Below are 11244 nucleotides of genomic sequence, written 5' to 3'. Positions count from 1 at the left end.
GCAGCCTGCCCGCGGTCCTCGACCGGCTCGAGGTCGACCACGACTACCTGCTCGAGGGTGGCGTCTTCACCCCCGACCTGATCGAGACGTGGATCTCGCTCAAGCGGGACAACGAGATCGACCCGCTCCGCCTGCGTCCGCACCCGTACGAGTTCGCTCTGTACTACGACGTCTGATTCCTGCAGGTTCGCGACCTGCTGACAGACCCCGAAAACGGTGGTTGACCTGCGCAGATGCCTTCCGGCGTCTGCCAACGTCAACCGCCGTTTTCGTTCTCATGTGCCACGGATGTGCCACACGGAGTCCTTTGTGGACGGGCGCTCACGGGATTGAGTGACGGCCTCTCAGGCTCAGGAGTGCGCTACGTATGGTGACGAGAGTCGCCGCGCCGCGCGAGCTCGGTCGCCGCACAACTTGCGCGGACCAACCGATGCTCGCCGACGACCCGGGCCCAGTATCGACACAGCGTGGACGCCAGCTCACGGTCGCCGAGTGGTCCAACGACATGACAAACGCTCGGCCACGGCCGGGGTCGACGAGCGCCGACGGCCACACCATCGGTCAACGCGACGCGGGTTTATGGCGCGGAGGCATCCTGTCGCGCCGGTCGTGGATCGGGCCGCGCGGCGGGGCCGACCGCGGCTCGATGCTCAAGCGCCGTACGGCCTGCTCGCCGGTCATCCCAGCGACAGCACCGATGCGCGACCAGGAAAGCCCTGCCCGGCGGGCGGTGTCGACCGCCTCCCGCAATCGCATCTCGGTCACCGCGAGAGTGCGGGCGAGATCGTGCACGGCCAGCTCGGGAAGCGCGCGGTCGAGATGGCGCTGCCACTCCGAGAACGTGCCGGTGCCCGACTGCCAGCCCTCCACCCCTTCCGGCGCCATCCCGGTGGAGCTGGGCCACTCGGCCCGCGGGTAGAACTGCCCGCCACGCCAGCCACACTCGCAGGCGGCACGCCAGCCGACGACGCTGGGCTCGATCTGCCGCGACGAACTGCCGGTGTCGGTCCCGTCGAGCAGGACCGATGCCGGATAGCCCTCGTGGGCATAGGCCGGGCGGTACCCGGAGTCGTGGATCCATCCCATGCCGCCGGCTCCCTCTCCACATCGAATATCTCACTTCCGAGCAGTGTCGGCAGGCCGATGGTCTGCGTCGTGGTCGTCGCGTTGCCGCCGCGTGGCCGGCCGTAGCCCCTCGACACCTCGCGGACGTGACCACGCGTCGCCACGCGATCAGCCACGCCCGACCCCGATGGTCCGACCTCGAATCGAGACGAGGAGGTGGGCGATGACCGTGCCGTCGACGGAACCCGCCACAGTTGCTCCTACGGGACTGCGCCGCCATCGACGGACGGCCCGCGACGGCCGGATGTCGGTGGCCGGAGCTGCGGGCGGGGTAGGCACCACGACGGTGGCGGCGGCGCTCGGTGCGTCCGATCGGGGCGTGTACGACGGCCGCTCGGTGGACGTCCTGGTCTGCCGGGCAACCGGTGACTCGCTCGTCCGCGTCGGCCGCGCCGCTCACCTCGTCACCGGGGCGGCCGGTCGCAAGCCCGTTATCGCCGTGGTTGCCGCGGACGTATCCGGCCCGTCCCGGCCGGTGAGCGCGCGGCTTCGGCTTCTGGAACCGCATGCCGCCGCTGTGGTTGTGCTGCCGTTCGTCCGGCGCTGGCGGGACCTCACCGCCCCGCTGGACGAGGTCCGCACCCTGCTCGTCGTCCCTCCCGACAGGGTTCCCCGGCCGCTGCGCCGCTACGCCGGTGCCCTGCACGACCTGCGCCACGCCCTGTCCGGGCGCCGGCCCACCGCACATCGCCCGGCCCCCGGCTCGGGCTGCTCGCGGCGTGTCGGACGATCTCCGGTTCGACCAGCCGCGGCCCGACCTGGACGCCGGTATGCGGGTGGCGCGGCCGTCGATCACGCGGTATCCGTCCGAGCCGGTGACGCATGCGCTCGACGAGCAGGTCCACCGCTGCGCGGGGCTTCGCCGCGGCGGCCTGCACCACCACCGGCCTGCCGTCGAGATCGACGTTGGCGTGTGCGGTGACCGGGTTCTCCCGCGCCGAATCACCGTGCCGCACCACCCGCATATGCACCCGCAGCACCGGTCCGACGTGTACCAGCACCTCGGCCATCCGCTCCCGCGCGTAGTCGGCGAGATCCGATGTGATCTCACCGCGCACCTCGACGACGATTTCCGGCGCGATCCGTTCCTCGACTCGGTTCATGCCTGGATACTCGCCGTATCGATGCCGCGCGGGCAGGGACCACCGACCCCCTCCCGCGGTGACCAACGGCCATAGTCCGCCCCGGTCACCATCCTATGATCGGAACGAACCACTCCGGAAAGGACGGGAAAGGACGCTTGTGCCACGGACCGGATCAACAGCTCCGCGCCACCACCCGGTGATCCTCGCCCATCGCGCGCGTCGCGCGTCCGACGTCCAGCTCCGCGTCGCGGACGCGATCACGTCGTTCGCGGGCTCGATGCCGTTCGTCTATGTCCACGCGGTCGTGTTCGTCGTCTGGATGCTGTTCGTGGAGTCCACCCCGTGGCCGACGCTGACTCTGGTGGTGTCGCTCGAGGCGATCTTCCTGTCGGCCTTCGTCATGATCGGCCAGAACCGGCAGTCGGAGTTCAGCACGCCAAGGCCGACCACGACTTCGTCGAGGAGGAGCTGGAGCTGAAGGCCAACACCGAACTGACCCGGGCGATCCACACGCTGACCACCGACATCCACCGGAAGCTGATGGCCGAACACGAACCGGTCGTCGCGGCTACCGTCGGTACCCGACCCTCCGAGGAGCCACACCTGTGACGATCTCCGTGTTCCTGCTCGACGACCACGAGATCGTCCGACGGGGTATCGCTCAGCTGCTCGAGACCGAGGACGACATCGAGATCGTCGGCGAGGCCGGCACCGCGGCCCAGGCGATGGCCCGGATCCCCGCCCTGCGCCCCGACGTCGCGATCCTCGACGTCCGCCTGCCCGACGGCGAGGGCGTCTCGGTGTGCCGGGACGTGCGCTCGTCGGTCACCCCGCCCCCCGCGTGCCTGATGCTGACGTCCTACCTCGACGACGAGGCCCTCTTCGGCGCGATCGTCGCCGGCGCCTCCGGCTACCTCCTCAAACAGGTTGCGGGCATCGATCTCGTCGGCGCTGTCCGCACCGTCGCCGCCGGCGGGTCGCTGCTCGACCCGCGGGCCACCGCGCTCGTGCTGGAGCGCCTGCGCAAGGGCGACGAGCCGACCGACCCGCGCTACGAGTCGCTGAGCCCACAGGAACGTCGCATCCTCGGGCTCATAGCCGACGGGCTCACCAACCGGCAGATCGGTGCCGAGATGTTCCTTGCTGAGAAGACCGTGAAGAACTACGTGTCCTCGCTGCTGCACAAGCTCGGCTTCGCCCGCCGCACCGAGGCCGCCGTCTACGCCACGGAACTCGGCCGCACCGACCACCGTTGATCTCGCGGCCGCGCGATCAACCCTGCGGGACCCGCCAGCTCACCCGGGTCCCGCAGTGCGGTCCGGGGCGCACGAGAAGCTCGCCCCCGCACTCCCGGGCCCGCTCGTCGAGGTTGCGCAACCCGCTGCGGGCCACGGCTGGGTCGATCCCGACACCGTCGTCGAGCACGTCGACGAGCAGGTCCTCCTCGGCCTCGATCGTGACCGTGACGCTGCCGGCGCCCGCGTGCCGCACCGCGTTGCTCACCGCCTCCCGGACCACGGCCACCGCGTGCATCCCGACCTCGCGGGACACGCGGGGGTCGATCGCGCCCGACATCCGCACCGCCGGCACCAGACCGCATCCGTGCGCCGCCTCGGCCGCAGCGTCCAGCAGGCTGCGGCGCAGGCTCGCCCCCGCTCCGTCACCCGTGGTATGCAGGTCGAAGATGACCGTGCGGATCTCCCGGACGGTCTGGTCGAGATCTTCGACGGCGCGGCTCACGATGCGCAGCACGTCGGGGTCGTTGCTGCGCCGCAGCACGCTCTGCAGTCCCATGCCCGTGGCAAAGAGGCGCTGGATGACCTGGTCGTGCAGGTCGCGCGCGATCCGGTCGCGGTCGGCGAACACGTCGAGCTGGCGCGCGGCCCGGTTCTTCTCCTCCAGCTCGAGTGCGAGGGTGACCTGCGCCGCGAACGACCCGAGCAGCGGCACCTCACCGGGCAGGAACGACACGGCCTCCCGCCGGCGCAGGGCCACCAGGACCCCGACCACGTCCCCATGGGAACGCACCGGTACCGCGGCCGTCGACCCGAAGTCCGGCACCTCGACCGCGGCGCCGGTCAGCAGGTCTCCCGGAGACGGCACGACGACGACGCTGCTGCCCTGCACGACCTCGTCGAGCAGCGGATCGTCAAGGTCCAGCCGGAGCCCGACCAGGCCGGGCTCGCCGAGGCCGCAGTGGGCACCCACGGTGAAACCCGGACCACGCCTATCGGATCCCAGCACGATCAGCGTGGCGTCCGACGCGGTGAGCTCCAGCGCGCGCTGGGCGATGAGCCGCAGCGCGTCCTCCTCGCTCGCGCCGGACAACAGCTCGCTGCGGATCTCGGCCGACGCCTCCAGCCACTGCTGGCGCACCCGGCTCTGCTCGAACAGGTCGGCGTTCTGGACCGCGATCCCGGCCGCCGTAGCGAGGGCGCCGACGACCACCTCGTCGTCGGGGGTGAACTCCCCGCCTCCGTTCTTCTCCGTGAGGTACAGGTTGCCGAACACCGCGTCCCGCACCCGGACCGGCACACCGAGGAACGTGTGCATCGCGGGATGGTGCGGCGGGAACCCGACCGACGCCTCGTGCCGGCTCAGCTCCGCCAGGCGCAGCGGATCTGCACCCGGCATGACCTGCCCGAGCAGCCCCTTGCCCTCCGGCAGCGCCCCCATCCTCGCCAGCTCCGCGTCGCTCAGCCCGACGAGATCGGGTCGGCATCGGCGGATGAACCTCAGCAATGACACAAGGACCGGCGACCCGGGATGCGGCGCGGAGTATCCCTGGCACGTTCGGGCTCTCTTCCGCCCAGGTCGCGGACCTCCTGAGGACGGCAGGCCGTGCACCGTCGCTGCACAACAGCCAGCCGTGGCAGTTCTCGGTGACCCCCCACACGATCGAGCTGCACGCCGATCCACGGCGGAACCCCGTGGTCGCCGATCCCGACGGCCGTGAGATGCGGATCGGGTGCGGCGCGGCGCTGTTCAACCTGCAGCTCGCGCTGCACGGCCATGACATCCGGCCGATCGTCACGATCCTCCCGGACCGCGCGCGGCGCGACCTGCTCGCGGTGATCAGGCACGGTGGGACGAAGGAGCCGACGCCCGAACAACGAGATCTGCTCCGTGCGGTGCCGCTCCGGCGGACCAACCGGCACCCCTACACCGACGTCCCGGTCGACACCCCCTCACTGCACGCCCTGCGTCGCGCAGCGCTCGACGAGGGCGCCTGGCTGCACGTCGTGCAGGACCCCGGGCAACGGGCCACGCTCCGCAGGATCGCCGCCCGCGCCCATCGCGAGCAGGACGCCGACCCGGTCTTCCGGGCCGAGTTCGCCGGCTGGGTCGCCGTCGCTCCCGAACGCCGCGAGGGAGTGCCTGCGCACGCCGGTGGTGCGTTGCCGGAGCCGCAGGACAAGTGGGTGCTGCGCGACTTCACTCCGGGACGGGCCCGGACCGGACGCTCGGCAAGGACTTCGAGTCCGAACCGGTGATCGCGATACTCAGCTCGCACCTCAGCGGCCCGTCCGCGGAGGTGCAGGTGGGCCAGGCGCTGCAACGGGTGCTGCTCACGGCCACGGCGAACGGGCTGGCCACATCGTTCCTCTCCCACATCGTCGAGGTGCCCCGCACCCGGGAGGAGCTGCGCCGCCTGATCGGCGGCGCCCGGCCACCGCAGGCCGTGCTGCGCATCGGCCACGGCTGGCCGGTGGCCGAGGTACCCCGCAGGCCGGTCGGGGACCTCCTCACTTCCGACGGGCCACCGAGATCTGACACCCGCTGTCGCGGCAAACGACGAGTGGCGAACGCACATCGCCAACGAGGGAGACACCCATGGACTTCAACGCAGTGGAGATCGACGACTCGCTGCGTTCGGGCTCTTCGCCCTGTGGCCCTTCACCCGTCTCGTGCACGCTTTCAGCGCCCCGATCGGATATCTCTGGCGCCCGTACATCGTGTACCGGAGCAAGGAGGACCGGCTCGGCACCCGCGCCCGACGTCCCGGGTGGGGACGCGTCGAGGACCGAAGCCGGTGAAGCGCACTTGCACCGCACACGCCTGGAGGCTCTGGCCGCGCGACACGGCATCGACGTGAGCGCGTGACTCGACCGCTCGATGCTGCGCGATCGGCCGAGCCCGTCGAACGTGTCACCAGCGCGGTGCTCACCACGCAGACGACACGTTCAGGCCGAGCGGTGGCGCTTCGCGTCACGGTCGCCAATCAGGTGAAGGCGCTGACCCCGGTGATGTCGCGTCCGACGATCAGAGTCTGGATGTGCTCGGTGCCCTCGTAGGTGTAGATCGCCTCGATGTCGGCCATGTGACGCATGACGTGGTTTCCGAGCAGGATGCCGTTGCCGCCCAGCAGGTCGCGGGCGTCGGCGATCACCTCGCGGGCCTTGAGGGTGTTGTTCATCTTGGCCAGGGCGGCGATGGTGTCGGTGAGTTTGCCCTGCTCCTCGAGGCGGCTCACGCGCAGGCAGTACAGCTGCATGGCGGTGACCTCGGCGAGCATCTTCACCAGTTGGTCCTGGACGAGTTGGAAGCGCACGAGCGGCTTGCCGAACTGCGTGCGTTGCTTGGTGTAGACGAGCGCGGCCTCGTAGGCCGCCACGGCGTGGCCGAGAGCACCCCAGGCGACGGCGATCCGCGTGGAGGCCAGCACCCGGGCGGCGTCCTTGAAGGTGCGTGCGCCGGGGAGCACGTTGCCGTCGGGCACCCGAACCCCCGTGAGCGTGATGTCGGCCTGCAGCACGGCCCGTACCGAGCCCTTGCCCTCGATGACCCGGGCGTCGTACCCAGGAGCCCCTTTCTCGACGAGGAAACCCTTGACCTGCCCGTCCGTGGAGTCACGTGCCCAGACGACGATCACGTCCGCCAAGGTGGCGTTGCCGATCCAGCGCTTCTCCCCGTCGAGGACGTAGCCGTCGCCGTCGCGGACGGCAGTGGTCTCCAGCGCGACCGCATCGGAGCCGTGCTCCGGCTCGGTCAACGCGAAGGCTCCGAGCAGGTCCAGCCGGGCCATCCCCGGCAGCCAGCGGTTCTTCTGTTCTTCGGAACCGAGCAGCCAGATCGACCGCATCGCCAGCCCGGCCTGGACGGCATGAATAGTGCCGACGCTGCCGTCACCCCGGTTCAGCTCCATGTGGATCAGGCCTGCAGCGACGGGGCTCATCGGAGGGCAGCCGTATCCCTCGATGCCGTCTCCGACGATGCCGAGGACACCCATCTTCTTGATGAGCTCCCACGGGAACTCCGCCCGTTCCCAATAGCCGCTGATGACGGGCAGCACCTCGGTGTCGACGAACGCCCGGGTGCGCCGCAGGTAGTCGCGCTCGGCGTCGGTCAACTCGTCACGAAGGCCGAAGTAGTCGGTACCCAACGACCGGCCGATCTCGGTGGTGGTGAGGATGTCCTCGGCGTAGGTCTCGTCTGCCAGCATGTCGGTGCTCATCCCTGGGCTCATCCCTGGATCCGGCTGGTGTGGCCGGCCCACTCCTTCTCGCGGAGCTCGAACTTCTGTGTCTTCCCGGTCGAGGTCCGTGGCAGGTCCTCGACGAACTCGATCGCCTTGGGCACCTTGAACCGGGCCATGTGTGCCTGGAGGTAGCCGATCAGCTCGGTCTCGTTGATCTCCGTGCCGGGCTGGCGGACAACGAAGGCCTTCGGTCGCTCTCCCCATTTCTCGTCCGGGACGCCGATGACGGCGACCTCGGACACAGCGGGGTGCATCTCGATGGCGTGCTCGATCTCGACCGTCGAGATGTTCTCGCCGCCGGAGATGATGATGTCCTTGGCCCGGTCGCGCAGCTCGACATATCCGTCCGAGTGCTGCACACCCAAGTCCCCGGAGTGCAGCCACCCGCCGCGGAAGGCGTTCGCGGTGGCCTGCGGGTCGCCGAAGTAGCCCACCATGACGTTGTTGCCGCGCATGACGATCTCGCCCATCGTCCGACCGTCGCGCGGAACGTCATTCATCTTCTCGTCGACCACCCGGATCGGGTCGGCCTGCAGCATGGCGACGCCCTGGCGGGCCTGGCGGCGCGCCTGGTCTGCCGGCGGCAGTGCCGACCAACCGGGCTGCCACTCGTTGATCGTGTACGGGCCGTAGGTCTCGGTCATGCCGTAGACGTGCACGATCCGCGCGCCCAGCTCACGCATCCGGGTGATCACCGTCGGGCTGGGCGGGGCGCCGGCCACGGTCGCGACCAGTTCCCGGTCGAGCGGGTGCGCCTGCGGCGCGTTGGCGATCACCGTGAGGACCGTGGGTGCGCCGGCGAGATGGGTCACGCACTCCTCGTCGAGGAGCCGCCAGATCTCGTCGGCGCGGACCGCGCGCAGGCATACGTGGGTGGCACCGATCGCGGTCATCGCCCACGGGGTGCACCAGCCGTTGCAGTGGAACATCGGCAGCGTCCACAGGTAGACGCTCTCCGGATCGGACCGCTGGTGGATGATCTCGCCCAGCGCGTTGAGGTACGCGCCGCGATGGGCGTACATCACGCCCTTGGGTGTGCCGGTGGTCCCCGACGTGTAGTTGATCGAGATCAGGTCCAGCTCGTCCTCGACCGTCCACGGCAGCGGTTCCCCCGAGCCACGCTTCAGGAACTCGCTGTAGGAGACGGCGGCGTGCTCGGCGGCACCGGGCAGGGCCGGGCCGAGCGGGTCGCTGACGGCCACGACATCCGTGACGGTCTGCAGACTGTCCAGCACCGGGGCCAGCGCCGGCAGGTATTCGGTGTCGGCCACCAGCACCTTCGCCCCGGAGTGGTCGCAGATGTAACGGACCTCCTCCGCGGAGAGCCGGGTGTTGACCGGCACCATCACTGCACCGGCCAGCGGCACGCCGAAGTTGGCCACCAGCATCTCGGGAATGTTCGGGCACATGTAGGCGACCCGGTCGCCGCGCTGTACGCCGGCGGCCCGCAGGGCATGCGCGAGGCGTGTCGCCTCGGCGGCAAGTTCGCTGTAGCTCGTCCGGCGGTCGCCGTAGGCGATCGCCGTCTTGTCCGCGAAGACGTCCGCGGCACGCTCGAGGAAGGACAGTGGCGTCAACGATGTGAACGAGTTGGCCGGCATCCGCGGCACCTCCGGAGGATCGTGGGTTGCTCTATCGACTCGATCCCGCGGACGGCTCCCTCAAGGGGTCGGTGCGGGCCCGGGCAGTGGGGCCACCCTCTTGGGCCGGTAATGCCCGCCGGTAGAGCCATGCGTCCTGCAACAGCGGGCCATCCGTCATGGCGCCAGAAGCCTTTCACTATGGGCAGCGTCCTTCACCTCGATCCGGGGCGGGCCGAATCGGCGATGTGCACGATGGCATGGCTCGTACCCAACGACCGCGCCGCGACTCCCACGGCGGCGGCCGGGCCCTTCGACCGGGCAAAGGGGGCCAAGCATCCCTGCCGCTGGCCCGACAGGCGGTCAGAGCAGGAGTCGACAGGCCATTTCGAGCATATGCCGGCTCGGGTCAGGCCATAGCGATCCCACACCGCAGAAGCAGCAACCCGCGAGGAGTGAACGATGGCCCGCACCGCCAACAGCATCGACGAGATCAAAGCCCTCGTCGGCGAACACCTCGGTCAAAGCGAATGGCACGAGGTCACCCAGGACCGCGTCAACACCTTCGCCGACGCCACCGACGACCACCAGTGGATACACATCGACCCCGACCCCGCCAGGACAGGCCCATTCGCCGGGCCCATCGCCCACGGCTACCTCACTCTGTCACTCCTGACCCCGCTGTGGGGCGAGATCTTGCAGATCGACGGCATCGCGATGATGGTGAGCTACGGCCTTAACAAGGTCCGCTTCACGGCACCGGTATCCGTCGGATCGAAAAGTCCGCCTCGGCGCCACCCTCGTCGAGGTCAAAGATGTCAAAGGAGGCATCGACGCGATGGCCGACTGCATCGTCGAAATCCAGGGTGCATCCAAACCCGCACTGATAGCCCAGCCCATCTACCGCTACTACGTCTGAGCGCAACCGCCGACGAGTCGCCCAAAGACCAGGAAGCCGGCGGTCTCGGTGGGCCGCACATCGCCCTGACATCGGCCGATCGCCGGAGTTCCGCAAGTGCATCAACTGGCCGACGGGGATCTGATCTATGGAACGGGTCCGCGCTGAGGATGGCTCACGGCGACCCGGACCCGACGCCGGCGTCGCAGGTCTCGTGGTGAGCTGGGGCGTGCCGTCTGCGGGGGCGTCGGGGTATCGAGGAGTAGCGACGCAGTTCAGGATCCGCGTACGGTATCCGCGCCCAGCTGTTGCAGGACCTCCGTGGCCCGTCCTACCCCGACCGTGGCTGGGATCGGCACGTCGATCACCGCGCGGGCCCAGTCCCGGGACAGGGTGACCGTCCTCGAGATCTGGCCGTTCGGCACGATGATCACCTCGCCGTCGACGGAGCGGAGCCGGGTGACACAGATCACCGACGGTGCCCGTCGCGTCGGTCCCGACGCCGGTGGTAGAGACCCGGACTAGGTTACCGAACCCGTACTGGCGCTCGGCGATGTTGAAGAAGCCGACCAGCAGGTCCTGCACGCTGACCGCCAGTCGAAGGCCCCCGCGACGATCGTCGCGGGGGCCACGAGCCCGTTGAGCGGGATGCCGAGCCGCGCCACGATCAGCACCACTGCCACGCGGTAAATGACACCAACGCCACCCAGGCGAACATGTGGATCAACGCGTGTCGGTGTCGGTGGCCTCGGAGCAGACCAGGGAGTCCGTATCGCCGTCGCGAGCGTCGACGTACCGGATCACCAGCTCCCGGACCCACGGCGCGGCGCGGGTGAGGAGAACTGATCCGAGGACGAGCAGCACGATCTCCAGACCGCTGCCGCGGGCCCGCAGCTCACATTGGTGAGAAGGGAGATGACGAGCATCGGCCGTCATCCCCTTCCACAGATCTAGACCGTATGAGGGGCCGGCGCCTCGCTCGTAAGTTGGCGCGGGTCACCGTCACGGCGGGTGGCGGTGCCGCATTTACGGGAGGCGCCGGTGCTGATGGAGCGTACGTGCGTGGGCCTGGATGTT

At 69.5% G+C, this 11244-nt stretch carries 9 protein-coding genes and 3 pseudogenes; 7 read left to right on the top strand and 5 right to left on the bottom strand.

Going from position 1 to position 11244, the window contains the following annotated elements; all coding sequences use genetic code 11:
* A pseudogene (locus JWR81_RS29220) lies at positions 1–176 on the top strand (type I glutamate--ammonia ligase); the annotation flags it as partial.
* 385 nt (positions 177–561) lie between these two features.
* On the opposite strand, the gene JWR81_RS29215 reads toward JWR81_RS29220, so the two are convergent.
* The gene (locus JWR81_RS29215) at positions 562–1086 is read right to left on the bottom strand and encodes a hypothetical protein (RefSeq protein ID WP_297660063.1); all 525 of its coding nucleotides are present in this window, start codon (positions 1084–1086) and stop codon (positions 562–564) included.
* 758 nt (positions 1087–1844) lie between these two features.
* On the opposite strand from JWR81_RS29215, the gene JWR81_RS29210 reads away from it, so the two are divergent.
* The 3 genes from JWR81_RS29210 to JWR81_RS29200 all read left to right on the top strand — a co-directional run bounded on the left by JWR81_RS29210 (position 1845) and on the right by JWR81_RS29200 (position 3466).
* Positions 1845–2303 (top strand): hypothetical protein, encoded by a 459-nt coding sequence (locus JWR81_RS29210; protein WP_297660060.1) that lies wholly within the window; start codon positions 1845–1847, stop codon positions 2301–2303.
* Positions 2227–2688, top strand: coding sequence for a DUF1003 domain-containing protein (locus JWR81_RS34595; protein WP_367278879.1), 462 nt, complete (start codon positions 2227–2229; stop codon positions 2686–2688). Before JWR81_RS29210 ends, JWR81_RS34595 begins: the two co-directional genes overlap by 77 nt.
* Positions 2689–2815: 127 nt before the next feature.
* On the top strand, positions 2816–3466 hold the full coding sequence (locus JWR81_RS29200; protein ID WP_297660057.1) for a response regulator transcription factor: 651 nt from the start codon (positions 2816–2818) through the stop codon (positions 3464–3466).
* A gap of 16 nt (positions 3467–3482) precedes the next feature.
* Here JWR81_RS29200 and JWR81_RS29195 read toward each other — a convergent pair whose 3' ends face one another.
* Complete coding sequence (locus JWR81_RS29195) at positions 3483–4886, bottom strand: GAF domain-containing protein (RefSeq protein WP_297660054.1); 1404 nt, start codon at positions 4884–4886, stop codon at positions 3483–3485.
* A 206-nt stretch (positions 4887–5092) separates the two neighbouring features.
* Here JWR81_RS29195 and JWR81_RS29190 point away from each other — a divergent pair, with 206 nt between their 5' ends.
* A complete protein-coding gene (locus JWR81_RS29190; RefSeq protein ID WP_297660051.1) occupies positions 5093–5704 on the top strand; it encodes a hypothetical protein in 612 nt (203 codons plus the stop codon).
* Positions 5705–6073: 369 nt separating this feature from the next.
* Positions 6074–6247 (top strand): annotated as a pseudogene (locus JWR81_RS29185) (respiratory nitrate reductase subunit gamma); the annotation flags it as partial.
* A gap of 185 nt (positions 6248–6432) precedes the next feature.
* On the opposite strand, the gene JWR81_RS29180 reads toward JWR81_RS29185, so the two are convergent.
* Positions 6433–7665 carry an acyl-CoA dehydrogenase family protein gene (locus JWR81_RS29180; protein ID WP_297660048.1) on the bottom strand — a complete coding sequence of 411 codons (1233 nt, stop codon included), beginning with the start codon at positions 7663–7665 and terminating at the stop codon, positions 6433–6435.
* An 8-nt stretch (positions 7666–7673) separates the two neighbouring features.
* Positions 7674–9290 (bottom strand): acyl--CoA ligase family protein, encoded by a 1617-nt coding sequence (locus tag JWR81_RS29175; protein ID WP_297660045.1) that lies wholly within the window; start codon positions 9288–9290, stop codon positions 7674–7676.
* A 441-nt stretch (positions 9291–9731) separates the two neighbouring features.
* Here JWR81_RS29175 and JWR81_RS29170 point away from each other — a divergent pair.
* Positions 9732–10188: pseudogene (locus JWR81_RS29170) on the top strand (MaoC family dehydratase).
* Between the two features lie 702 nt (positions 10189–10890).
* Here the strand turns inward: JWR81_RS29170 and JWR81_RS29165 are convergent.
* Complete coding sequence (locus JWR81_RS29165) at positions 10891–11103, bottom strand: hypothetical protein (protein WP_297660042.1); 213 nt, start codon at positions 11101–11103, stop codon at positions 10891–10893.
* Positions 11104–11244 lie beyond the last annotated feature (141 nt).

This window comes from Pseudonocardia sp., assembly GCF_025965585.1.
GTDB lineage: Bacteria > Actinomycetota > Actinomycetes > Mycobacteriales > Pseudonocardiaceae > Pseudonocardia.
This window is presented reverse-complemented; position numbering and strand designations above follow the sequence as displayed.